The 23,760-nt window shown below is 60.2% G+C and carries 25 protein-coding genes and 2 pseudogenes; 13 read left to right on the forward strand and 14 right to left on the reverse strand.

The genetic code is table 11. From position 1 onward, the window contains the following. Both BLQ92_RS36065 and BLQ92_RS36070 read left to right on the forward strand, forming a co-directional pair. Positions 1–329, forward strand: a pseudogene (locus BLQ92_RS36065) (bacteriohopanetetrol glucosamine biosynthesis glycosyltransferase HpnI); the annotation flags it as partial. A gap of 164 nt (positions 330–493) precedes the next feature. After that, positions 494–1,525 carry a lysylphosphatidylglycerol synthase domain-containing protein gene (locus BLQ92_RS36070; protein ID WP_090695134.1) on the forward strand — a complete coding sequence of 344 codons (1,032 nt, stop codon included), beginning with the start codon at positions 494–496 and terminating at the stop codon, positions 1,523–1,525. 25 nt (positions 1,526–1,550) lie between these two features. Here the strand turns inward: BLQ92_RS36070 and BLQ92_RS36075 are convergent, their stop codons facing one another. Beyond that, complete coding sequence (locus BLQ92_RS36075; RefSeq protein WP_090695138.1) at positions 1,551–2,294, reverse strand: helix-turn-helix domain-containing protein; 744 nt, start codon at positions 2,292–2,294, stop codon at positions 1,551–1,553. Between the two features lie 176 nt (positions 2,295–2,470). On the opposite strand from BLQ92_RS36075, the gene BLQ92_RS36080 reads away from it, so the two are divergent. After that, complete coding sequence (locus BLQ92_RS36080) at positions 2,471–3,133, forward strand: YebB family permuted papain-like enzyme (protein WP_090694898.1); 663 nt, start codon at positions 2,471–2,473, stop codon at positions 3,131–3,133. 22 nt (positions 3,134–3,155) lie between these two features. Then, a complete protein-coding gene (locus tag BLQ92_RS36085) occupies positions 3,156–3,410 on the forward strand; it encodes a hypothetical protein (protein WP_090694902.1) in 255 nt (84 codons plus the stop codon). 15 nt (positions 3,411–3,425) lie between these two features. On the opposite strand, the gene BLQ92_RS36090 is transcribed toward BLQ92_RS36085, so the two are convergent. Beyond that, positions 3,426–4,370: an AEC family transporter gene (locus tag BLQ92_RS36090; protein WP_090694907.1), complete on the reverse strand. Its 945-nt coding sequence runs from the start codon at positions 4,368–4,370 to the stop codon at positions 3,426–3,428. Between the two features lie 107 nt (positions 4,371–4,477). Between BLQ92_RS36090 and BLQ92_RS36095 the strand changes: the two genes are divergently transcribed. Continuing rightward, complete coding sequence (locus BLQ92_RS36095) at positions 4,478–5,344, forward strand: LysR family transcriptional regulator (RefSeq protein ID WP_090694912.1); 867 nt, start codon at positions 4,478–4,480, stop codon at positions 5,342–5,344. 68 nt (positions 5,345–5,412) lie between these two features. Here the strand turns inward: BLQ92_RS36095 and BLQ92_RS36100 are convergent, their stop codons facing one another. From BLQ92_RS36100 to BLQ92_RS36110, 3 genes are all read right to left on the reverse strand, one after another. Beyond that, positions 5,413–6,039 (reverse strand): VC0807 family protein, encoded by a 627-nt coding sequence (locus BLQ92_RS36100; protein ID WP_090694917.1) that lies wholly within the window; start codon positions 6,037–6,039, stop codon positions 5,413–5,415. Positions 6,040–6,107: 68 nt separating this feature from the next. Then, positions 6,108–6,566 carry an ASCH domain-containing protein gene (locus BLQ92_RS36105; protein ID WP_090694921.1) on the reverse strand — a complete coding sequence of 153 codons (459 nt, stop codon included), beginning with the start codon at positions 6,564–6,566 and terminating at the stop codon, positions 6,108–6,110. Further along, on the reverse strand, positions 6,559–8,724 hold the full coding sequence (locus BLQ92_RS36110; protein WP_090694925.1) for a GNAT family N-acetyltransferase: 2,166 nt from the start codon (positions 8,722–8,724) through the stop codon (positions 6,559–6,561). The genes BLQ92_RS36105 and BLQ92_RS36110 overlap by 8 nt, the downstream gene beginning before the upstream one ends. Before the next feature lie 375 nt (positions 8,725–9,099). On the opposite strand from BLQ92_RS36110, the gene BLQ92_RS36115 reads away from it, so the two are divergent. After that, positions 9,100–9,636, forward strand: coding sequence for a GNAT family N-acetyltransferase (locus tag BLQ92_RS36115; protein ID WP_090694929.1), 537 nt, complete (start codon positions 9,100–9,102; stop codon positions 9,634–9,636). 59 nt (positions 9,637–9,695) lie between these two features. Here BLQ92_RS36115 and BLQ92_RS36120 read toward each other — a convergent pair whose 3' ends face one another. Next, the gene (locus BLQ92_RS36120; protein ID WP_090695143.1) at positions 9,696–10,412 is read right to left on the reverse strand and encodes a GNAT family N-acetyltransferase; all 717 of its coding nucleotides are present in this window, start codon (positions 10,410–10,412) and stop codon (positions 9,696–9,698) included. Positions 10,413–10,602: 190 nt separating this feature from the next. On the opposite strand from BLQ92_RS36120, the gene pdxR reads away from it, so the two are divergent. Continuing rightward, complete coding sequence (gene pdxR, locus BLQ92_RS36125) at positions 10,603–12,090, forward strand: MocR-like pyridoxine biosynthesis transcription factor PdxR (RefSeq protein WP_090694932.1); 1,488 nt, start codon at positions 10,603–10,605, stop codon at positions 12,088–12,090. A gap of 72 nt (positions 12,091–12,162) precedes the next feature. Here pdxR and BLQ92_RS36130 read toward each other — a convergent pair whose 3' ends face one another. Further along, positions 12,163–13,197: a GlxA family transcriptional regulator gene (locus tag BLQ92_RS36130; RefSeq protein WP_341806963.1), complete on the reverse strand. Its 1,035-nt coding sequence runs from the start codon at positions 13,195–13,197 to the stop codon at positions 12,163–12,165. Positions 13,198–13,301: 104 nt separating this feature from the next. Between BLQ92_RS36130 and BLQ92_RS36135 the strand changes: the two genes are divergently transcribed. The 3 genes from BLQ92_RS36135 (at position 13,302) to BLQ92_RS36145 (ending at position 15,601) form a co-directional block, all read left to right on the forward strand. After that, the gene (locus tag BLQ92_RS36135; RefSeq protein ID WP_090694936.1) at positions 13,302–13,610 is read left to right on the forward strand and encodes a DUF1272 domain-containing protein; all 309 of its coding nucleotides are present in this window, start codon (positions 13,302–13,304) and stop codon (positions 13,608–13,610) included. A 144-nt stretch (positions 13,611–13,754) separates the two neighbouring features. After that, complete coding sequence (locus BLQ92_RS36140; protein ID WP_244106321.1) at positions 13,755–14,375, forward strand: TetR/AcrR family transcriptional regulator; 621 nt, start codon at positions 13,755–13,757, stop codon at positions 14,373–14,375. Beyond that, positions 14,372–15,601 (forward strand): glycosyltransferase, encoded by a 1,230-nt coding sequence (locus tag BLQ92_RS36145; protein ID WP_090694943.1) that lies wholly within the window; start codon positions 14,372–14,374, stop codon positions 15,599–15,601. Before BLQ92_RS36140 ends, BLQ92_RS36145 begins: the two co-directional genes overlap by 4 nt. Positions 15,602–15,818: 217 nt before the next feature. On the opposite strand, the gene BLQ92_RS36150 is transcribed toward BLQ92_RS36145, so the two are convergent. The 5 genes from BLQ92_RS36150 to BLQ92_RS36170 all read right to left on the reverse strand — a co-directional run bounded on the left by BLQ92_RS36150 (position 15,819) and on the right by BLQ92_RS36170 (position 19,964). Beyond that, positions 15,819–17,267, reverse strand: a complete 1,449-nt coding sequence (locus BLQ92_RS36150; protein ID WP_090694948.1) for a DEAD/DEAH box helicase — start codon at positions 17,265–17,267, stop codon at positions 15,819–15,821. A 152-nt stretch (positions 17,268–17,419) separates the two neighbouring features. Further along, entirely contained in the window at positions 17,420–17,911 is a 492-nt protein-coding gene (locus BLQ92_RS36155) for a Dabb family protein (protein WP_175772624.1), read from the reverse strand. A gap of 115 nt (positions 17,912–18,026) precedes the next feature. Beyond that, entirely contained in the window at positions 18,027–18,506 is a 480-nt protein-coding gene (locus tag BLQ92_RS36160; protein ID WP_090694955.1) for a VOC family protein, read from the reverse strand. 184 nt (positions 18,507–18,690) lie between these two features. Further along, positions 18,691–18,951 carry a hypothetical protein gene (locus BLQ92_RS36165; protein ID WP_090695150.1) on the reverse strand — a complete coding sequence of 87 codons (261 nt, stop codon included), beginning with the start codon at positions 18,949–18,951 and terminating at the stop codon, positions 18,691–18,693. A 122-nt stretch (positions 18,952–19,073) separates the two neighbouring features. Continuing rightward, on the reverse strand, positions 19,074–19,964 hold the full coding sequence (locus BLQ92_RS36170) for a LysR family transcriptional regulator (protein ID WP_090695155.1): 891 nt from the start codon (positions 19,962–19,964) through the stop codon (positions 19,074–19,076). Positions 19,965–20,086: 122 nt separating this feature from the next. On the opposite strand from BLQ92_RS36170, the gene BLQ92_RS36175 reads away from it, so the two are divergent. Continuing rightward, a complete protein-coding gene (locus BLQ92_RS36175; protein ID WP_090694958.1) occupies positions 20,087–20,827 on the forward strand; it encodes an SDR family NAD(P)-dependent oxidoreductase in 741 nt (246 codons plus the stop codon). 40 nt (positions 20,828–20,867) lie between these two features. On the opposite strand, the gene BLQ92_RS36180 is transcribed toward BLQ92_RS36175, so the two are convergent. Beyond that, on the reverse strand, positions 20,868–21,251 hold the full coding sequence (locus BLQ92_RS36180; protein WP_090694963.1) for a nuclear transport factor 2 family protein: 384 nt from the start codon (positions 21,249–21,251) through the stop codon (positions 20,868–20,870). Between the two features lie 30 nt (positions 21,252–21,281). Further along, positions 21,282–21,419, reverse strand: a pseudogene (locus tag BLQ92_RS41000) (aldo/keto reductase); the annotation flags it as partial. Between the two features lie 402 nt (positions 21,420–21,821). Here BLQ92_RS41000 and kdpF point away from each other — a divergent pair. After that, positions 21,822–21,902, forward strand: coding sequence for a K(+)-transporting ATPase subunit F (gene kdpF, locus BLQ92_RS41545; RefSeq protein WP_143016738.1), 81 nt, complete (start codon positions 21,822–21,824; stop codon positions 21,900–21,902). A 146-nt stretch (positions 21,903–22,048) separates the two neighbouring features. After that, the gene (gene kdpA / locus BLQ92_RS36195) at positions 22,049–23,752 is read left to right on the forward strand and encodes a potassium-transporting ATPase subunit KdpA (protein WP_090694971.1); all 1,704 of its coding nucleotides are present in this window, start codon (positions 22,049–22,051) and stop codon (positions 23,750–23,752) included. The last annotated feature ends 8 nt before the right edge of the window (positions 23,753–23,760 follow it).

Raw genomic sequence — 23,760 nt, forward strand, 5'->3', positions numbered from 1 at the left:
GGACCATCCGCACCATTGACCCGATCGGCCATATCGGTTCCGCGTTGATTCATCCGCTTGCGTTTGCGTTGTTGACCGTGGTGTTTTCTGGCGGCGCAGCATGGGCCTGGCAGCTTGCTGGGGCGGCGCTGGCGGTGCGTCTTGGGCTCAAAGTGCTGTCCGATCACGCGTTGCAGCAAGCGCATCGCGATCTGTGGCTGTTGCCGTTCTGGGATATCGTGTCGTTTTCGATCTTCCTCGCGAGCTTCTTCTCGACGCGGGTGATCTGGCGAGGCTTTAGCTTCAAGGTGGACGGCAACGGTCTGTTGTCGCCGGTTCAGGACGAGTAATACCTCATGCAGATTTTCTTTGGAGACTGCGCGGCGCCGCGTCAGCGCGGCGTGCAACTGCGTAGTGCGTTTGCAACGACCACAGTTATCACGATGTCCACGACGGCCGGCACGGCAAACATGCAGCGGGCGGTAGCGTCATGAATGCAGCGGGCGGTAGCGTCATGATGAAGCATCTGGGCCGCCTGGCTGCGCTCGCCGGGTTGATTGCGTCGCTCTGGCTGGTCATGCACGACAACCCCGGCACGGTGCTCGGACTGATGCGTGCTGCGGGCGCGGGGCTGGTGCTGGCAGGGCTCGCGCATGTGCTGCCCATGCTGGCCAACGCGCGCGACTGGCAGAGCCTGATTCGCGGTGCGAACCGGCCGAGTCTGGCCGGCATGTTGCATCTGGTGTGGATCCGAGAGTCGGTCAACAGCATGCTGCCGGTGGCGCGCATAGGCGGGGAGGTTGTATCGTTTCGCCTGATGCGGCGGCGCGGCTTGCGCGGCTCGACGGCGGCGGCGAGCCTCGTCGTCGATATGCAGCTCACGCTGATCAGCCAGTTGATGTTCACGCTGGTCGGCATCGGCTTCCTGTTCGCTCACGCCGCCTCCGGCACGCTGCGCCTCGCCGCCGATCTGGCGTGGGGCATTGTGGCGCTCACACCGCTTCTCGTGCTGTTTGCGCTGGTGCAGCACGCCAGCCCGTTCGAGCGTCTTACGCGCATGCTCAACCATGCAACCAGTGGGAAGCTGGCGGCGCTCGTCGGCCAGTCGGCGCAGATCGATCAATCGATCAAGCTGATCTGGCGCCGGCGTGGCGTGGTATTGCGCTATCTATTCTTCTGGCAGCCGCTGCAGTGCGTGTTAACCGCGCTGGAGATCTGGCTCGCGCTGTACTTCCTCGGCGTGCAGGTGAGCTTTACCGAGGCCGTGGTGATCGAATCGTTGATTCAGGCGGTGAGTAGTGCGGCGTTTTTTGTGCCGGGCGGCCTGGGGGTGCAGGAGGGCGGCTTCGTGCTGATTGGCGGCGCGCTGGGGCTCGACCCTGCAACGTGTCTCGCGCTGGCTGGCGCGCGGCGGATTCGCGATCTGCTGATTTTCGTGCCGGGGTTGTTTGCGTGGCAGATCGCCGAGTCTTCGGGCAAGGCGCACCGCCGGCTGGTGAGTGCGCTTGCACCGACGGTGGGCGGTGGGGATGGCGAGAAGGTTTGATGCGCTGTGTGGAGTCGCAGTGGCCTCAGGCGACAGGCGGTCGTCGTAATTGCCGGAACGCGGCAGGCTCCCATTCCTGACTCGCCAGTAACAGCCCGGTTCCACGTCTTTGGTTCAACGGTGCCGAAGCCGATTCCTCGTGCAATGCGGCAAACTTGCTACGTAGTCGTCGGAGTTCAAGCTGAAGCTGGGCGAGCGCCGAGTCGGTCAGCATGCCGTGGACGAACTCCAGGGTTTCATGCGCCTGGTTGAACGGACCGGCCAGAAAGTCACTTAAGCCCTCGCGCCGGAAGAAGTGCCGAATCGGCCCGTTCGGCAGCCAGTCGAAGTCTCGCGCAATGCAGAGTCGAATCCGATCTCCAGGCAGCAGTGCAATGACACCCATGCGATCAAGCACCAACAGTTGCTTCAGGCACTCCGCCTTGCTTATCCGGTAGGCCGCCACGATATCGGCGAGCGTCCAGCGGTTAAACGCACACACTGCTACCAGTAACAGCCTGCTATTCGACACGAGTCGCGCCTCTTGATCCTCCGTCAACATGGAGAGCCGGGGAGCCAAAGCTGAGGATTCCTGCAATAGCTCGGCTAGCGTAAATCCCAGCAACTGGCTGATCTGCGCAAGGCGCTCCACGGTAAGCCGTTCGCTCGAAAATAGACGCTTCACGCTTGCCTCCGAAAGCGATAGCCCGCGCGCTACGTCTTGGTAGGTCAACCCTTGAGCTTTCAGTTCTCGCTTGATGGTCGCAATCAGTTGGGCTATTTCGGTCATATGAAGGTATCGAAAAGTGATACTTGGAAGTGCATTGTAGGAGACTTTGACGTTATATAAGCGAATATTGATACCCATCGGCATAATCCGGCCATTCCAACCACCAGGGGCCGGTCATGCCGATCCGAGCAACGAGTCTTGCTGCAAGCTACCTCTCAGCGTCATGCGCCCTTGGAATGAAGAGTTCGCGCATCGAAATGAGCCCCCCAGGCGTCGACGGGGACAGTGTCCAGGCGCAAGGAGGCATCGAAACGGTAGGTTCCCTTGGTGCAGGGCTATGTGTGGGGGATATCGTTTGCATTCACGTTACCGCGAAGCCATTTCGCGAGGTTGCCGCTGCAACCGGCTCCTGGATCAACCATGTTGGCATCGTCGTCGATACGGCTGGCGATCAACCGCTGATTGCTGAGAGCACCTTTCCCTGCTCGCGTCTGACGAGTCTTAGCCGATTCATTGCTCGATCGAAGCGAGGACGCGTCGCGGTCGCGCGCCTCAGCAAACCGCTGACATCGAGCGAAGAGCAACACGTGCGTGCAGCCGCAGGGCGGCGCATGGGAGTGTTCTACGACACTGGATTCAACCTACATTCGCTCCGGCAATTCTGTTCGCGATATGTTCGGGAAGTGATCGAAGAAGCGACCGGCGTTCGGATCGGCGACATCGAGACTTTCGCAGCGTTGTATTCACGCCGGCCGCAGGCAGAACTCCGATTCTGGAGGTTCTGGTATTTCGGCCATATCCCTTGGAAGCGTCAAACCGTTACGCCTGCAAGCCTGTTGCGAAGCCCGCATTTGCGCTGCGTGTTCGACGGTGTCGCGACGGACGCGACGGTTGGGTAGTTCCAGGGGAACGGAGGTCGTGATGATTGGCTTCGCCCTAATGGCGTTTGCGTTTTTTTTGTCGTTGAGCGCGTGCTTCCAGGATGGTCGTTGCCGAGTGTTCGCGGTTGGCCAATACGCGTGTTGCTCGTCAATGTTCGGGACCTGCGAAAACCCGCGCGAGTGGCGTTATACCTGTGGATTCGACGAAGAGAAGGAACGGCGGTTGATTGAGATGCTGGCTTACCGGGATGTACACAAGGCGCAGAACTTTTTCGACGGGCGATCTGGGGAGTGAGTTCGCGCCCGTCTTTTAACCGCGGTGCCCCATCAACATCAACAGCAGCGAGAGCGTCACCAGTGACCCTAATGTGGACAGCAGAATCGTCCGCGATGTAAGGTGCGCTTCGCGCTGATAGAACTCCGCGAGCATGAACGGTCCGGTGCCGGTAGGCAAGGCCGCCAGCACAACAGCCATTTCCACCAGCAGGGGCGACAGCCCGAACACGCGCGCCGCCAGCCACCAGGTCAAGGCGGGTTGCAACAACAACTTGGCGCCGGTAAGCAACAGCGCAGCGCCAGGCTTTGCCGCCGAGGCCGGCCGCGTTTCGGCGAGGAATAGCCCCAGGCTAACGAGTGCGCAGGGGCTTGCCGCACCGCTCAGGAGCTTTAGAAACGTTTCCGCGCTTGGCGGCAAGGTGATATGAACGCTGGCGACCAGCACGCCGACGATCGGCGACACGATCAGCGGATTGCGCGCCAGCGCCGCCACGACCTTGAGTGCTATTCGATGCGGCGCACGCTCGCTCTGCAGGCCCACTTCGATCAGGACGATGGCGATTGCAAACAGCACGCACGCGACGAGAATCGTTGCAATCGTCGTCGGCGTCAGGCTCACGGGTCCAAAGGCGATCAAGCACAGCGGAAAGCCGATGTAGCCGGTGTTCGGATACGCGCCGGCGATCGCGTCGACGCTGGCGTCGGCCAACGGGCGTCCGCTCAGCAGACTTGCGCCGAGAATGAGCACGAAGACCCCGGCACAGGCGAGCGCGAAAGTGGCGACAAACGCAGGTTGATAGAGCTGATGCCACGTGGCGTGGGCCATCGTGTCGAACAGCAGCGCCGGCAAGGCCAGCCAGACCACGAAACGGTTCAGTTCCGAAGCGGCAGTAGGGCCCAGCAGGCCGCGTTTGCGGCACACGAAACCCGCAAAGATCAAGCCAAATACGGGAAGCAGAATCTCGAGGGTCGATAACATCGGTGCGGCTGGCCGGTGGACAAGGAAAAGACGATGCGCCAGAGTAGTGGCTCGCGTCGATACAATCAAATACCGTTTCTGGTGCTCGACGATACCTTTTTTGCATCATGATCGATTTCAAACCGCTTCGTTACTTCGTGACGCTCGCCGAGACCCGCCACTTCGGCCGGGCCGCAGCGCGTCTCCATCTCTCTCAGCCGCCCTTGAGCCGCCAGCTGGCGGCGCTGGAAGCGAGCCTTGGCGTCACGCTGATTGAGCGCAGTCCGCGTAGCGTCACGTTGACGGCGGCGGGCGAGCGCTTCTACGCAGACGCCAAGGCGATACTCGGCGCCATCGAACAGGCCGCCCGCAATGCGCAAGCCGCTGCGTACGGCGACGCCGGCACGCTCTCGATCGGCTTTACGATGTGTGCAGCGTATAGCGTAGTGCCTGGCTATGCGCGAGCCTTTGGGGCGGCGTATCCGGAGGCGACGCTGAATCTGCGCGAAGTCGTGTCGAACGATCTGGCCGCGCAGGTACTGGGCGGCCAGATCGATGCCGCGATCATGTTTCCGAGTGCGCCGAATAAGGCTCTGGAGGTGCGCACGATTGTTCGCGAGCCGCTGTGTGTGGCGTTGTCACGTAGCCACCCGCGCGCCCGGGCGCGGCGGTTGAAAATTGCGCAATTGGCTGGGGAGCCGTTCGTGCTCGCTTCTGAGGAAGTCGCGCCGACTTTGCGCGCCACCATTATCGAGCACTGCCGCTCGGGTGGCTTCGCGCCGGATATCCGCTTCGAAGTGCAATTGCAACAGACCGTCCTGAGCCTGGTCGACGAGGGAGTGGGCGTTGCACTCGTGCCGGCCTCGATGCGCAAGGCGCAGCTTGCCGGGGTGGTATTCCGGCCGCTGGCGGATGCGCCGATGATCGAGCAGGTGCTGGTGTGGTCGCCGGCGAATCGTAACCCGTGTCTTGCGCGGCTTCTGGAGCTGGCTTAGGGGGATGGGCCTTTATGCGGCGCAAGGCACAACCGGGCGAGGCATTAACGTGCGGTGGCGTTGCGCAGCTACTTGATCGAAGGTTCGGCATCCTGCTTGATGCGTCTTCGGTACCAGATCGTCCAAAGCGTGAGACCGGCGTAGAAGCCGTAGCGCACTCCATTCGACGCAAGTACCGCACGAGGGTCGCTCTCGGCGCCCCAGACGAGCAACGTGCGTAAGACGTTCTCCGCCGTGAGGCCGACGCCCCACACCAATGTCATGATGCGAATTCTTGTGGCAAGCATGGGACGCTCGCGCCAGTCCTGCTCGAACTTGCGCGCGCTTTCCACGCTTTCGCGGGCGATGGTCGAGCGCGCCATATAAAAAACCATTGGACGCGGCAACGCTAGTGACACGAGAAAGGCCACGCCGATCATGCCCGAGACCAGCGGCTCATCGAGCGTCAGCCTGGACGGGGCGCCGCTCAACGTCGCCGCCGCAATTGAGAGCACGATGCCAAGCAGAACGACGCAGCTCAAGGCGTCGAAATGCCGGTGGCGCGCCATATCCCACGTCATCCAGACAATCAGCGGCAGGGCCGACGCCAGCAGGGCGCCTGGCTGCCCCCAATGCGGGTGGGCAAGGCGGTAGGCAAGCCATGGCAGCACGAGGTTGATGAAAACGGCGGACAGGTATCTGGAACGAAGCTTCATGTGGATGCTCCGTGTGGGCACTTAGCGCAGCGATGGCGCGGAGAGTGCGCCGGTCCATCGGACCAAAGTTAGGAGAATGGAGGAGCATGCACGCCACGCCGCTCTTCAATCGCATGGAGTAGTGGACTATCCGGCGCGAGACGGACGAAGAACTGAGGGGGGTGGAAACCTGCCGAGGCCTCCCGCAATTCGACTAACGAAACGGCACCCGGGAGGCGCTCGGGATCCTGGAGACTCAAGGCAAAGCCTTTGGAGAGCCCTTCGAAGTATGCGAAGAATTCGCTGCGCGTGATGCAGCAGACGTCGGCAAAGCGCTTCCATAAAGTCGAAGGGGCGAGCGAGTGCGCGGCGCTCACCCTTGCATAGCCGACCACGCGTCCGACGGGCAATTTCACATAGATCCATACGACAGTGCCGGCCTTGACGTTCATGGCGCGTCGCCGGAGTTCGACGTGTTTCTTCCCCGCGAAAATATTCTCCGCGTGACGTTCCTCTAGCGAAATCAGGACATGTTCTGTCTCATCCATGGGGGAACCCCTCAGCGAGGATTGCTTGCAACTGTGAGTCATCGATTTCGCGGGTGGTAAGCAGGTGGGCAGGGCTACCGCAGCCAAGAGACTCCAGTGTGGCACGGGTCACCGGGCGTTTGAAGCAGATTAGATTGTCGAAGGCTGTCACCGTTTTGATCTTCGAGTGGCCGATCGCTGCGAGTCCGGCGGCATCTAGAACGGATGGGTCTAAATCGGATCGCTCCATGGCTTCCTGAGATTTTAGATACGCATGCTGCACACGTGCAAGTGCGACGATGGCGCCTAGTCCTCCGTTTCCCGCTGATTCGTAGAACAGGACCAGATGGCCCCGTTTAAAGTGCTTGAGCGTCTTTTCTCCACTGAGATAGTGCTTCTCGCTGTATAGCGCAGCGCGTGGATGAGGAAGCAGGTTTTTCTGTGGTAAATGACCGAGCAGGTGCTCGGCGAAATCCCGACGCACGGGAGAGATCACCGCTGGCCTCCCCGGCAAGGCCATGATGGCGGGGGCCAGGAGTGACTCAAGCGCCATCAACGGCATGTGAGTCGGGTTGCCGTCGGGCCTTACCAGGCGAAGGTACTGATCGACGTTTCGGAAGGTCGGAGGAGAGTCGGGCAAGCGCAGGCGAGCCGCCTCAACTAGCTGATCGTTGCACTCGCTCCAGTTCACTTCCGTGACTACTCGCCCAAGCATTAACTTGGTGAGCGAGGTCTCCGCAGCAGCCCCTCCGAAGCCGAGTGTCGACGCAACTTCGCGTACCCGCGCCTGATGGGGAGGAAATTCGAGTCTGATCTGCGTCGCTCTCGAAGTCGACGCTTGTTCGATCAGGTGCCGTAGCAACACGCGAGTGACGTTCAGCGCGTTGGGTTGCGTTTCGTCAACGCCGATACGTGCGTGAATGCCGCTTCCCGGTGCGGGCTTTGGCCACATCAAATACCCCAGGAGGTTTCCATCCCGCCAGATCCCTTGCCTGACACAAACACGCTCGTTTGAGTCGACCGCGGCCCAGGTAGAAAATATGGTCGAACCGCGAAGTCCCAGGCCGGATAAGAGTTGGCGAACCGCCACATCATCGTCGGCCGTTATTCGCGTCAGCGCTAACGTGTCATTCGACGTCGTTTCGAAGACCTCCTCGCGAGCGGTCCAGGCGTTCAGATCTTTGAAGGCCGTGGGCGAAATAATCTGGATGCCATAGTCTTGCTTCAATCGCGCCGCCGCGTTCAAGATCGATGAGTCGTTTGTGATGAACCCAGTGAGTCGATGATGAATAGCGGTTGCCAAATGACGAAGATCGGAAACGTCATTGGCACTCAAAGTTCCGGCTTGATGCTTTGCGGGAAAGACTATTAGACCAAGCTGAGCAGCCAAGGTGTTCCAATCCTCGTCGTCGGGGCATGGAAAGGTTGGGAAAATGCGTGCGTACGCTAGCATCGGATCAGTTCGCCCTTCGGTAGCGGTCCGCATCAATTCAGCATTGATTTCCGTGCTCAGCGCTAGCTGACAGGAACCCATTCGTTCAGCTCGAAAAAGGTCCAAAGTATCTTCATTTCTACGTCTGCGCGGCCCAAGGTCAAACAGCACATTTAGATCGAGCAGGAAGAGCGGAACATCCGCGCCAGGGGTGAAGTTGAGCCCCAACGGGTCGTTGGCTCCTATCCCGCTTGAAGCAAAAAGCTGTGGAGTGTCAAGTTCGTGACTCCTGACCAAGATTGTTCTCTTGCGTGTCTTTCCGCCTGCTTCCATGCGTTGCACATAGAAGTCCTGGCTCTGCCAGAATTCGTTGGCTTCGATGAGGTCTTCCGCGACTCGTGCATACACCGAGATGAATGCGTGCCCTGTTAGATGTCGCTTTAGATAGTTGAGCACGCGTTCAGCCACGCCGCGGTTTCGGAATGCCGGTGAAACGAAAATTTGTAGTACATGCGCCTTCGGATGGCGGGCATCAAACAGGAGATGTCCGGCAAAGACCCGGGTTGTGCCTTGCTGGAGAACGGCTACGAATAGCTGTTCTTTCCGGGCAAAATCGTTGAAGACGCTTGCGGGGAAGAAGCCCAGGGCGTTCTTTTCTCCGTCTGCCGCGTGGACAACTGTCTCGATAAATGGCGCGACGTCCGCGTACCGATCGAGAATGAGGAAATGGTCTTGTGCGACTTGCATCTCTTACAGGCCCTCCTGGCACCTCCCGCCAGACCGTGAAACAGCGGCCGTACGATCGGCGCCCAGTGATCTCAATTTAATCAATAGTCCTTTATATATGACACGGGAGAAGACCGAATCAAGTGGGTAACGATAGCATCTTTGGCTAAACCGAAATAGACCTTTGGTGGTTCATTTGTCACGTTAGGCCATGTGGTTCAGCACGTCTTATAACCTTCTTCCAACTGGGTGCAGCATGATTCAATCGAGGCATATGTGCATTGTGCGAAGCGCATGCTGGAAGCGAGGTCCATTAACCTAAGGTTACCTATGTGCCCCAAGATGCAAAAAATCTGCGATCATCGCAAACACTCCAACAATCCTCTCCCTCCCACCATGGCCCAGCTCGACACCGTCCTCGAAACTGACCGCCTGATCATGCGCCCGCACGTCCTCACCGACTACGACGACAGCTTCACGATGTGGTCCGATCCCGAGGTGGCTCGCTTCATCGGCGGCCAGCCGTCTACGCGGGAGGAGGTGTGGGCGCGTCTGCTGCGCTACGTCGGCCATTGGACGCTGCTGGGCTTTGGCTATTGGGTAGTAAGCGACAAGGCGAGCGGCAATTTTGTCGGCGAAGTGGGCTTTGCCAATTTCCGGCGTCAGATCGAACCGCCACTCGATGGCATGCCTGAAGTGGGCTGGGCGCTGACGCCCGCCGCACACGGACGGGGTTACGCCACCGAAGCGGTGCGCGCGGCATTGCGCTGGGCCGATGCAAAATGGCCCTCCGCCGACACAGCCTGCATCATCGCGCCGGAAAATTCTCCCTCGCTGCGGGTGGCGCAAAAGTGCGGCTACGTGGAGTGGGCGCACGGGTCTTACAAAGGCAAGCCGACCATCCATTTTCGCCGGATGGCAGGCCCGGTTTAAAGGCACAGGGGCGCGCAAGTGCGCGCCCCTGTGCCTACTCTACTAAAGCGACCACATACTCAAGTGCCCGCTTCGACCGCCAGCGCTTGCCGCTGCGCGATCAGATCCGCCAGGCGTTCGCGCTGATTGCCTTCCGCGTCGAAATTGCGTTCGTCGAGCCATTGCGCAAAGCCATCGCGCACCGCCGGATATTCACTGTCGATGACCGAGAACCATGCGGTATCGCGATTGCGTCCGCGCGTCACGATAGCCTGGCGGAAGATCCCTTCGAACTTGAAGCCATAGCGCAGCGCGGCCGCCCGCGACGGCGCGTTCAGCGAATCGCATTTCCATTCGAAGCGCCGGTAGCCGAGGTCCTCGAACACATACTTCATCAGCAGCGCCATCGCGTCGCTCGCGATGCGGGTTCGCTTCAGCCGCGGCGAATAGGTGACGTGACCGACTTCGATGACGCCATTGGGGGCATCGATGCGCATCAGCGCCAGCGTGCCGATCGCCTTGCCTGTCGCCAGATCGATCACCGCATGGTGCATGGGATCGGTAAGTGCGGCTGCCTTGGTCAGATGCTCGCGATACGCTTCGAGACTCTGGAACGGCCCGACGGCCAGGTAGGTCCAGTCGCTGCCATCCTTCGCTTCGCTATAGGCCTCGTAGAGGTCTTCGACATGCCGCTCCACGTCCACCCGTTCGATCCGGCAATAGCGGCCGACGAGCGGCTCGCGTCCGGGCAATTGCGCGCCCTTCCAGTCGGGCACCGGGTTGCCGATCGGCTGCATGTATTCGTTGAGTCGTTGTGCCACGTCCTTCTCCTTTGCTTCGCGTTGCGCGACGTCGCGTGCGAGGCCGCCTCACCCCACGCCGCGCCATTGATTCGATGCTGCATGCATGGTCTTCAGAAAAGAAGATACGCCAAACGTGGTATGTTAAAAAGATCCACAAAACCAGAATTTGATAGGTCCAGCCACGATGATCGAAATCATAGGACCGTTGGAGCATGGCTCGGTGACACCGGGCGGCAAGACCGTGCCGTTGCAGAAGCAGTTGATCGAGCGTCTGCAGCAGGCGATTCTGGCCGGGCGCTTGCCGGCGGGCGCGAGTCTGCCGTCGTCGCGGCTGCTCGCGGCGGAACTCGGGGTCTCGCGCAACACGGTGGTGATCGCGTACGACCAGTTGCTTGCGGAGGGCTACGTACTGGCCGACCGGAGGGGTACGCGTGTGAGCTCGCTGTCCAGTTCCACTTCCCATGCCGCCGCTCATCAGGATGCGGCCGCCACCGAGGTCGCTTACGCGGCGCGGCTCGCTCCGTTCGCCGACATTCCCTCGCACTCGGGCAGCACTGCGCTGTTGACGCCTGGCACCCCGGCGCTAGATCGCTTTCCGCTCGCGGCCTGGCGCCGCTCGCTCGAACGGGCCATGGAGCGCGCCTTGCCCGATCTGCTGGGCTACGGCGTGCCGGCTGGGGAGCCGGCCTTGCGCGAGGCGATTGCGGCGCATCTGCGGATGGCGCGCGGCGTGCGTTGCGATGGCTCGCAAGTGGTCATCACCGAGGGCGCCCAGGAAGCGCTCAAGCTGTGTGTGAGCCTGCTCACCAATCCCGGCGATGTTGCGTGGGTCGAGGACCCAGGTTATCGGGGCGCCAAGGCTGCCTTCAATCTCGGCGATCTGAAAACGGTGCCGATGCGGGTCGATCAGGAAGGCATGGTCGTGCCGCCGGAGGCCTGGCGGAACAGTCCGCCTAAGCTGATTTACACGTCGCCCGCGCATCAGTATCCGACCGGCGCCGTGCTCTCCGTGGCGCGGCGGCTCGAACTGATTGCCCAGGCAAGACGCGTCGGCGCCTGGTTGATCGAGGATGACTACGACGGCGAGTTCCGCCACACCGGTGAGCCGATCGCCAGCATGCAAGGGCTCGTGCCCGACGCGCCGGTTCTGTATGTCGGCTCGTTCAGCAAGACGATGTTTCCGGCGCTGCGCATCGGCTTTGTGGTGCTGCCGCGCAGCATGGTCGCGCAGACACGTATCGCGTTGCAGGAGTTGTTGCGTGGTGGTCATCGGCTCGAACAGGTGGCTTTGACGAACTTTATCGAAGCAGGTGAGTTCGGCCGTCACCTCGGGCGCATGCGGCGCCTCTATCGGGAGCGGCAGCAGGCCCTGCGCGAGGCGTTGGCGGTGCACTTCGAGCCGGCGCAGATTCTCGGTGGCAATTGCGGCATGCATTTGACGCTCAGACTGCCGGCGAGCATCTCGGATGGCGCGGTTGTGGATCTGGCGCAGCAGCAACGGATCAATGCGCGAGCGCTTTCGGGGTTCGCACTGCAGCCGTGTGATGAAGATAATGGTCTTGTGATTGGTTACGGAAATACGGTTGCGGAGGAGATTGCGGCTGCGGTTGGTGTGCTGGCGCGGTGTGTGAATGAAGTGGCCGGGTGTGGCGGGCGGCGAGGGCTGCCATAGTCGTAGGATGCAAGAAACATCTATTGAACCCGTGCAGGGAGAAGACGCTCGGCGACTTTCCTCCACGCCCCCTCAAGCTTGGGCCCGCCAAACCGAGGGGGGTAACACTTCTTCCTGTCGCCATGCCGTGCGGAAGGCTTGCACGCTGGCAAAGCCACAGTGCTCTGCGATTCTCTCGATCGGAGCATTGCCGTCTTCCAGCAACCTGCGGGCCAAGGCCAACCGCAGCTGCTGCTGGTACTTCTTGAGCGTGACGCCACACTCCTGCCGGAACAGCCGTGCCAAATGCCGGTAGCTCAGAGCGAAGCGGCTGGCGAGCTCGTCGTATGGCAGCGCGCAGGCGGGTTGTCCAGTCAGAAAATCCTGTATTGCATGGACGACCGGGTGGTTGTGATCGCGGTAGCGCAATTGCACGTCGAGCGCCGGGGCGCGATTCATCCTGCGAAACTGCACCACGTTTTCACGCGCGACTCGGACAGCAGTAGCAGCACCAAAATAACGTGCGATAAGGTGAAGCGCAAGATCGATGCCCGCGGACACTCCAGCGGACGTGATCAATGCCCCATCGTCGACCAGCATTCGACTGGATAGCACATGCGCTTGCGGATGGCGCTGCTGCAGCCGTGCCAGGTGATCATGGTGGGTGGTGCAACTGCGCTGGTCGAGTATGCCGGCCGCGCCGAGCAAAAAGGCGCCGGTGCACACGCTGGCAAGCACGATGTCGCCCAGCCGCGGCTTCACGACCGTTTGAAGCCACTGGACGATCTGACTCTGCGCCGGGGTGAGCGGTTCATCGAACGCGAGCTTGGAGCCAACCACGATAACAACATCCCCGGACGCGAGATGTGCCGGAAGCGGCTGAACCGCACTTAGCGTTACGCCCTGGAAGCTCGTCAACTCCTTTAGCGGACCCACGCAAAGCAGATTGATCGATGCGATGCGGAGCTCAGAAAGTGAGCTCAAAATCTGCAGCGGTCCAGCGAGGTCGAGCACATGTACTTGCGGCGGCAGCACAAAAAAGATCCGCGCCATCTTATTGTGGCCAGCCAAATGTCTTCGTTGCATGACGGCAAATTCCGAAGTCTCGCCCGTGGACGATGATGGCATGTTTTTTTCTGTTTAGGGCAGATTCATTGATTGTGAGCGCTCTTTCTCCGCTCTAGGATGGCAGCAGATTTTCCATCTTGGTCGATTAACGGAGCAAGGCGAACATGCTTGAACTTAGGCCAAACTGCGAACACTGCAACACGATGCTCCCGCCGGATTCACTGGAAGCTCGCATTTGCAGTTACGAGTGCACATTCTGTGCTTCGTGTGTCGATGACATCTTGAACAATGTCTGTCCGAATTGTGGAGGCGGCTTTGTATCCCGGCCAATCAGGCCATCGAAGAATTGGAAGAACAACAACTTTCTAGGTAACGATCCAGCAAGTACGAGTATCAAACACCGGCCGGTAGATCCGGCCACTCATGCCGTATTTTCTGAGCCAATCAAAACGCTCCCGCCTGAGCTGCGATAACGAGAACTCCGCGTTCGCGCCACTCGCCATGCCGCACTTGCAATAAATTTGAACGACGAATAATATTAGACGTCGTTCAAATTTAGCATTCACATGTCCGCATCCCAGCCCCTAGGCCGTCGAGACCGCAAACGGCTGCAGACCATGGAACAGCTTGCCCGCACCGCCGCGGCGCTGTTTGAAGCCCACGGCTACGAGGCGGTAACCATGGAGCAGATCGCCGCCACGGCAGACGTGGCCAAGGGAACGCTGTACAACCATTTCCCGGTGAAGGAAGCGGTGCTGGCGCATTGGCTGCACCTGGAGCTGGCGACGAATCTGGCGATGCTGCACGACCAGTTGGAAACCAGAACCGGCTTCGCGGAAGGCGCACGGTTCGTGCTCGATCATTCGGCTGACTGGTGCGAGACGCACCCGGACTACCTCGCGCCTTACCTGCGCTTCCGCTTTCTCGGCATAGGCATCGGCACAGAGCTGTCGTCGTCGCGAGACAGCGAGCAGCTCAGCGACATCGCCGACACCTTTGGTTGGCTGATCCGGCGCGGGCAAACGTCGGGAGAGATTCGCGACGATCTCGATCCGGGACGGCTCGCCATCGCGTTCCATCATCTCTACCTCGGCTCCATGCTGCGCTGGCTTGCCGATCCGCGCCTGAAGTTGCGCAAGGAATTCGCCGCCACAGTCGAATTGTTCCTGCATGGTGCGGCGGTTCCGGCCCACGTGTCTCCCAAGACTTCCCCCAAACCAAGGAAGAGGAACTCATGAAGTTCATCGTCGCGACCTACGGCACCGAGGGCGATGCGCGCCCGTTCGCTGCGCTGTGCCGTGGTTTGATGGATGCCGGACACGAGGCTCGACTGCTCGCCGATGCCGCCACGCTCGGTAGTGCCCAGGCGCTCGGCGTGCCGGCTACCGCGTTAGCCGGCGACATTCGCGGCACGCTCAGTCCGGACCATGCCATAGCTGGCCTGGTCGCCAAGGGCGGCGGTTTCAACGACACCGCACGCGCGCTGGCGAAGATCGCCAACGAGAATGCCGAATCCTGGATGCGCACCATCATCGAGGTAGGGGAAGGCTGCGATGCGATCCTGGTAGCGGGGTTAGCCGCGTTTGCCGGCCTTTCGGCAGCCGAGTATCTGGGCGCCAAGGGCATCGGCGCTGGCATGATCCCGATTACTCCGACCGCGGCGTTCCCGTCGCCGTTTCTGCCGCCCAAGTGGGTGCCGCGCCCGCTCAATCGGGCCAGCCACGGCTTCGTGAACGCCATGCTGTGGAAAGCGTTCCGCGACAAGACCAATGCGGCCCGTGCGATCTTCAAACTGCCACCGCGCAAGACGGTATGGACGGATCACCCGATGGTTTACGGTGTTTCGCCCAACCTGTTGCCCACGCCTGCCGACTGGCCGAGCAACGCACGCCTTTGTGGACAGTGGCTGGCGCCAAGCCCTGCATGGATGCCGCCGCTGGCGCTGGCGAACTTTCTCGCCGCCGGAGAAGCGCCGATTTATATCGGCTTCGGGAGCATGACCGGCTTCGACAACGCGCGCCTGCTCGATGCTCTGATTGAGGCGGTGACCGGCCGACGCGCGCTGTTCTATCCGGGCTGGAGCGGCATCGATCCGAAGATCCTTCCGGACAATTTTCTCGTGATCGACGACACCCCGCACGACTGGCTGTTCCCGCGCACTGCCGCAGTTATCCATCATGGCGGCTCCGGCACCTCGCACTCTGCTGCACGCGCAGGCGTGCCCTCCATCGTGACCCCGTTCGCCGGCGACCAGTTCTTCTGGGCCGAGCGCTTGCGCTTGGCCGGCGTCGCGCCGGCCGCCGTGGATGGGCGACGGCCTAAGGCCAAGGCATTCGCCAGCGCCCTCGACTTCGCCGCCGATGCCCAGGTGCGAAACCGTGCCCGGGTACTGGGCGAGACGATGCGCGCGGAAAACGGCGTGGTAGATGCAGTGGTGACCCTTGAGCGCATCGTGTTGAGTTGACGCAACTACTTCGCCGGGGCTAGTACTCGGCTCGGTGGCTTTTGCATTTGCCGCTCCCGTTCTTGCTGGGCAGGACTGGCCCACAAATTCGGTAGCAGATCCCGCGTTCACGCGCCGTTACCCGCCGACCTGATGCACGCCGAAGCCGCGCCACTGTCTGCCAGCTGGCCGCATACCGCTAGCCTGTTCCAAGGCTGGCGTTACTCGTCCCCACGGATCAAGGTTGGCGTTTGCCGCGGCCACCAGCGGTTTTGCCAGCCGGCTTACGTGAACCCGTAGCTGGCTTGCTGGCGGGTTTGCTGCGTGGCTTTTGCACGCTGAATGGGCTACCGCTGAACAAGCTTGTGCCTTCACCCGCGGCCACAGCGGGTTGCGACGCAGGTTTGCGTTTGCTTTCGCTGCCACTTTGCGGGCGCGGTTTTTTGCTGGGCACCTGCATGGCGCCCGGTGCAGCTTGCGGCACTTTGGGCTTCTTAGGCTTTTTGGGCTTCTTGATGATCTGGCCCGTCGCGCTAGTTTGCGGCACGCGGTGTTCGGCTTCAAAACCCGGCTCTTCTTCACGGGGCAGCGTTTGCCGTATCAGCGCTTCAATCGCGGCCAATTGCGGCGCTTCATCGGCACATACAAGGGACACCGCCACGCCGCTGGCGCCCGCGCGGCCGGTACGGCCAATACGGTGCACATAGTCTTGCGCCACGATCGGCAGATCAACGTTGATCACCAGCGGCAGGTCGTCGATATCCAGCCCGCGCGCAGCCACATCGGTGGCTACCAGCATGCTTACTTCGCCCGTCTTGAAGCGCTCCAGCGCACGCAGGCGCGCGGGTTGCGGTTTGTCGCCGTGGATGGTGTCGACCGCATAGCCCGCTTCGTCCAGCATGGCCGCCAGGTAATCCACGCCAATGCGGGTTTTGACGAACACCAGCGCGTGCTCCCAGTTGTTCTCAGCCACAAGGTGCATGAAGAGGTCAGGCTTGTTCTTTTTGTCCACCGGTACCACCCACTGCTTGATCTTGCTGGCCGTGGCATTGGGCGGGCTGACGCTGATATTGACCGGGCCGCGCAGAATGCCCGCTGCCATGGCGCGGATATCATCGGTAAACGTGGCAGAGAACAGCAGGGTCTGACGCTGAGCGGGCAAGGCAGCAAAGACCGCGTTGAGTTCGCGCGCAAAGCCCAGATCCAGCATGCGGTCGGCTTCATCCAGTACCAGCGTTTGTACTTGATCAAACTGCACTGCGTTCTGGCGATTAAGATCCAGCAAACGGCCCGGCGTGGCAACGAGCACATCCACGCCTTTGCGCAACTTCATCATCTGCGGGTTGATACTCACACCGCCGTAGGCGGCCAGAAATCGTAAGTCGAGGCCTTTGCCGTACTCGATAAAGCTTTGCAGCACTTGTTCGGCCAGCTCACGCGTGGGCACCAGCACCAGAACACGCACGCGGTTGCTGGACACCGCCGGGCCGTGTTGCACTAGCCGTTGCAACAGCGGCAGCGCAAAGCCCGCCGTTTTGCCAGTGCCGGTCTGTGCCGCAGCCATGACGTCGCGGCCACTGAGCACAGCAGGAATCGCCTTGGCCTGCACCGGCGTAGGTGTCTGGTAATTGAGATCCTGCACATTACGCAGCAAGGGATCGATCAGGCCAAGCGAGGCAAAAGACATCGGCGTATTCCGGGCTAAAGCCGCAATTCTAGCGGTTACCGCCTGATTGCGCCGCGCAGATAAAGGTCCGCCAAAACAAATACCTGAACAACATCGTCGAGCAGGACCACTGGACAATCGGGCTTCTCGATATCGGAACTTCGCCGTCAATCTCAATCAAGCCTTGAGTCAGTGATGCCGACCCCGTCCGTGTAATCGAAGACCAGTACGCCTTGCGGGGCCAGCAACGGGCCGATCATTTGCTTGAACGCGTGATGCCGGGGGTCATAGAAATCGGCATCGTCGACTACCGGTTCGCCGACGTAATAGTTCCGGTCGCCCTCCGAGTCGAAGTGCAGCACGAATGCGTGCTCGAATCCCCTGTCGGCACCTTCCCCGCTGGATTGCGCGCCGGCTTCGATCGAGCGGATGTAGGGCTTGTCTTCCCGAACACAAGCGCTGCGTAGAGCCAGAAATGCTTGTATTGCGGCAGTGCGCGCGGATGCCGGCACCTCATCGGAGAAGCGAATCAGCACAATGTGTCCGACGTTGCCGCACCGATAGCTCGGTGCGGTGAACGTCGTGACGCCGACGCGCCGGAGCTGCTCTTTGAGCGTATCGATGGGCGGGCGATATGTGTCGGTGGATACGTGGCGGGTGGTCATTGCACCTCCTGTCGGGATGTAAGAGCTTGATGCTCTCCTTAGAGCATCAAGCTCAGGAAAGGCTCTCGGCAGTTCCGGCGGCGCGATCGGCTGGTCGAGCCGTCGCGTCTGCATGTTAGTCAGCAGTTGCCGCTGCACGCTCTATCGCGGCGATATCGATCTTCTTCATTTGCATCATCTCGTTCATCGCACGCCTTGCGGCATCATGATCGGACCCGTTGACGAGCTCGAGCAGCCGCCTGGGCGTGATCTGCCACGAAAAGCCCCAGCGGTCCTTGCACCAGCCGCAAGGCGCTTCCTCGCCGCCGTTGCCGATAATGGCGCTCCAGTATCGATCGGTCTCTTCCTGGTTATCTGTTTGGACCATGAAACTTACCGCCTCATTCGCCTTGAAGTTGGGCCCGCCGTTCAACCCGACGAAGCGCCGGCCGAGCACCGTGAACTCGACCGTCAACTCCGGACCCTGCCCAATGCCCGGTATGGGAGATTCATGACCTGCATCGACACGGCTGTCGGGAAAGGTGGCGGCGTAAAACTCCGCTGCTTCGCGCGCTCTACCTTGATCGAACCACAAGCATGTTACGAGTTCAGCCATCGCAATCTCCTTGAGAAAACACCCATCATCAACTGGCTTTGAGGGTAGCGTTCCAACGCCCATGCCATCGAGACAGTTGGCATCGACTGTCGATGATAGCGTGGCTTGCGTCACTTCTTTCGATCGCCGTCTCAGGTCGACCCGTGACAATCAACCGGTCCCATGGCAGCAAGTCACCGGGAGGCTAGCGATAGTTCACCAGGTCGATGATGTCATTGAGGAACCACGGCAGAATCAATTGCGTATCGGGATAGCTGACACCTACTGTAAGCCTCGGTGGCTTTGATGTGGAGTCACCGGGTGTCGCACCGCCGGTAGGGTTCAGCGTGTAGGTATTCGTGTCGGCCGGACCTGGTCGGACGGTTTGACTGGTAGCGGGCGGCCATGTCGAGCTGCAGCCGGCGGTGAGCACGACGAGGGTCACGGCGAAAGAAAACGGTTTCATGATGGTGAACTCCAACAACGTTACTTTGACAACATGGCCGGTGACGAATTCGTTCACGGTACATGCACCTTGTTATCTCGACAAAAGAGATGTCGCGGGATGCGCCAATTCCTTCCGTTTCCCTAAACACGAGGCGGTAGTGCCGTAGCAAAAAAGTCAGTCGTGCGGCGCACACGTGCCGGTACAAACCGACGTTTTGGCCAGATGAGGCTCACATCTCTGACCTCGCCTATAAATTCGTCGAGAATCGTGATCACGTCCGGATGCTGAAGTTCATCGGCAAGAGAGACCTTGGCAAAGAGGCCAATTCCGACACCGGACAGAACACCAGCCCGGATTGTTTCGACACTGTTGGACGAAAGATTTCCACGAACGGTCACGCTGAATCGACCCTCCGGCCCGACAAACGGCCAGTCTGCTGACTCCGTCAGTCCGCCGTATAAAAGGCAATTATGATCAACGAGCTCGGCAGGGGTCTTGGGTATTCCGTGTTGCTCGAAGTAGCGACGGGACCCGACGCATACGAGGGGAGTGCAAGCCACTCGCTTGACAACGGCGTCAGGTTCGTTGACTGGGCCCACGCGGATCGCCAGATCGATCCGGTCTTCCACCATATCTCGTACGGCATCCGAAAGAATAAGATCTACCTGAAGGCCGGGATTGAGTGACAACAGCTCCGGTATAAGCGGAAGAACGCGCAGACGGCCGAACGTAGAGGCCGCGGCGATCCTGACTAGACCGGAGGCATTAAGCGTGCTGCTTGTCAGTTCGCTATCGGCTTCATCCATCTCGTCCATGAGCGGTCTTGTCCGATCATAGTATCTCTGACCCTGGTCCGTCAGGGTCACGCTGCGTGTGCTGCGGTTAAATAGCATCACGCCGAGACGCTTTTCCAGCGCGCCGATGGCCTTACTGATGCCGGACTGTGAATCGCCGGTTCTACGCGCTGCGGCGGAAAAGCCGCCCGCTTCAACAACGGCGATGAAGGCGTTCAATTCGTGAAACCGATCCATGGCATTCCTCTCGTGTGACCCATTCTCTTGAAGAATAGATCTTATGAGAAATCCGTGGATTATCATTTTCGGCGATGGCAATTACCCTCTTCCTGTCATTCACGAACAGGCAGAAGGTTCCCATGTCTACTCTCGCAGGCAAGATTGCCGTCATTAGCGGCGGAACGACCGGTATCGGTTTAGCCGCTGCACAGCGCTTTGTCGCCGAAGGCGCTCACGTCTTCATTTTCGGCCGTCGGCAAGCTCAGCTCGACGCCGCCGCCAAACTGATCGGGCGCAACGTCACCGCTATTCAGGCTGACGCCGCAGACCTTGATGACCTCGACCGTGTCGCTGCGGCAGTCAGGGAAGAAAAGGGCGTTGTCGACATCATCGTGTCGAACGCCGGCTTTACGGATCAGGCTCCGATCGACACCCTCACGCCTGAGCATTTCGACAAGGCATTCAACCTCATGGCCCGCGGCCCCGTGTTCATGGTGCAGAAGCTGCTGCCGATGATGACAGGTGGTGGATCGATCATTCTGGTCTCGTCGGGCATGCACGTCATGGGCATTCCAGGCCACACCGCCTACGCGGCGACCAAGGCGGCGTTGCGTTCCTATGCCCGCACTTGGGCTGCGGAGTTCAAGGATCGCGGCATTCGCGTCAACCTGCTCAGCCCTGGCGTTACCGACACCCCGATTCTCGACGCTCAGTCGGCGCCACGCGAGGATCTGGTGAACATGTACCAGAGCATGGTCCCGCTCGGCCGACTCGCTCGGGCTGAGGAGCTTGCCAGCGCGGCGCTCTTCCTGGCGTCCGACCAGAGTTCGTACATGACCGGTGCAGATCTGATGTTCGATGGTGGTATCGCCCAGGTCTGAGACCTGAGGGTTGCTAACGTTATCTCGCCGCAACGCCACGTCATGCGATCTTCTGAACCCATCGACTCCGCCAACCCGGTGCTTCGAAGGGATCCGAAAAATACTGGGTCTCGTGAACGACTTTGCCGTTGGAGAACTCCATGATGCTGACCGTGTAAGCCGTTCGCCCCGTATAGGTGATGGCGTATTCAGTAACCCAGAGATTGCCTTCTCCTTGAATACGCCTGACCTCGAAGCCGGATGGCTTATCCGGATGATGCCCACGCAGTGCCTGCAAATTCATTCGCCCAATGATTCGTTCACCTGACTGGGGATAGTCGCAGATGGCATCGTCAGCGTAAATATCGTGTTCCGCGTCGAGATCGCCGGCCGCCGACGCCTGCCAGTGTGCATTCAGGGCTTCACGTATTGGTTCTTCCTGCATGGAGTACCTCCGGATACCGTTCACGTTTGTCTATTGCATACGTCGCGGAATGAACCCGGGGCTGCCCGTTTTGACGACTTCGTTGAACCTCTGCCTCGTCTCAATCCGGTTAATCTCGTCGAACGCGTCTGCCGGAAGCGCGGAGACATCGAAATTCTCTCGTGCGCGACCTCTTCGGCAGCAAGCCCTGTCCGTAGAGCCTCGCCCTATGCCTTGCGACGAACAACCGACGCTTGGGCCTGCAATTGCGGTGCCAGGTCCATGAAGAGAAAAACACCTGTTTGTTGAACCAGTGTAGCAAACGAATTGGCGGACTGCGGCAGAGCGTTCCGAAAGGGGGCGCCGCTCGACCTGTCGCCGCTTTGCGAGCGATCTTTATGCCGTCTTGATCTCGACCTTTCAAATACAGCGCAGTCTTGATACGGCCTCTTCTACAGTAGCGAAGGTTTCTACTGGAGATTTCCGTATGTGGTTACGCGTCCATTCGGAGCGCCGGCTTGACGCCAGCCTCCTTTCCCGCCTGTGCTATCCGGCGCTTTGCCGCTCGCTTCACCTCTGGGGGCTGCCAACATGATCGCGCTCGTCGGCTTACTCACAGCGATGCTGTTCGTCTATCTGTTCTACGCGCTGATCAAGCCCGAAAAATTCTGATGGCGCGGCGCATCTGCCGCTCGCCGGTTCTCATCAAGCATTGGAAACACCTATGAACGATCTGATATTCGTGGTCGTGACGCTTGCATTCTTCACGACCTCCGCGGCGCTTATCGTTGCGCTGGGAAAAATCTGAGAGCACTGACATGGCCTATGACTTTGCTCAACTCGTGATTGTTCTGCTGATCATGACGACATTCGTCGTCTTGCTCGGCAAATGGCTCACATGGGTCTTTACCGCCCCCTCCCACGGCCTCGCCGAACGCTGGACTTATGGTGCGCTCGGTGCCGACCCGTCCGAAGAAATGGACTGGAAGCGCTATGGCATGGCTTTGCTGCTGAGCAATGCCGCCATGATGCTGCTCGGCTATTTGCTGCTGCGAGTCCAGGACCTGCTGCCCTTCGACACCCTCCAGCGTGCCGCACAGACCCCCGATCTCGCCTTCAACACCGCAGCTTCGTTTGTCACCAATACCAACTGGCAGTCGTACTCGGGTGAGACCAGCCTGTCGAACTTCTCGCAGATGGCGGCGATCACCTTCCTGATGGTGATTAGCGCGGCCACCGGCGTGGCGGCCTGCGGCGGCTTCATCCGCGGGCTGAGCCGCCGGAGCACCGCGCATATCGGCAACTACTGGGTCGATTTCACGCGTGTTGTGTATCGTGTCCTCCTGCCGTTGTCCGTCATCGTCGCTTTGATCTATGTCTGGCAGGGGATCCCCCAGACCCTCAGCAGCGATGTGACGGCCACGACGCTCGAGGGTATCAAGCAGCAGATACTGATGGGACCGGTTGCGAGTCTCGAATCGATCAAGCACCTCGGCACGAACGGCGGCGGTTTCTTCGGCATGAACGCTGCGCATCCGTTCGAAAACCCGACGCCGCTGACCAACACGATTCACATTCTGTGCATGTTGCTGATTCCATCGGCGCTTACCTATACGTTCGGCAGCATGCTGTTACGCCGGCGCCAGGGATGGGCATTTCTCGCAGCGTTCCTCGTGATGTTTCTTGGCTTCCTCGCGCTCGTTTATAGCAGCGAACAGCATGGCAACCCGGCGCTCGGCGCACTCGGCGTAGACCAGCAGCACAGCGTGCTCCAGTCCGGCGGCAACATGGAGGGCAAGGAAACACGCTTCGGCATCGCCCAGACCAGTCTGTTCGTGGCTGTCACGACGGCCGCGACCACCGGCTCGGTCAATGCCATGCACGACTCGCTGATGCCGCTCGGGGGCCTGGTGCCGATCGCCGAAATGATGCTCAACGACGTGTTCGGCGGCGACGGGGTTGGTTTCATCAACCTGATTACGTTCGCAATCCTGACGGTGTTCCTTGTCGGGATGATGATCGGCCGGACGCCGGAGTTTCTCGGCAAGAAGATCGAAGCGCGCGAAATGAAGCTGGTCATGCTTGCAGTGCTTGCGCATCCGATCTGCATCCTCGGCTTCACGGCACTCGCAGTCCTCCTTCCCTCGACCACCGCCAGTCTCAACAATACGGGCCCGCATGGCTTTAGCGAGGTGCTCTACGCCTATACGTCGGCCACGGCGAACAACGGCTCGGCATTTGCCGGCCTGAATGCGAACACGCCGTTCTTCAACACGACGATCGGCTTTGCGATGCTGTTCGGGCGTTTCTTTACGCTGCTGCCGATGCTGGCTGTCGCCGGATCGCTTGCCGCAAAGAAGAGCATCCCCGAAGGACTCGGCACGCTACCCACCGCGACGCCGCTGTTCACCGTTCTGCTGGTTTTCGTCGTCGTGCTGGTCGGTGGACTGACTTTTTTCCCCGCGCTCGCGCTTGGGCCGATCGTCGAGCACCTGATGCTGGCTACCGGAAAACTGTTCTAAGGATCTGT

It is taken from the genome of Paraburkholderia phenazinium (assembly GCF_900100735.1).
GTDB lineage: Bacteria > Pseudomonadota > Gammaproteobacteria > Burkholderiales > Burkholderiaceae > Paraburkholderia > Paraburkholderia phenazinia.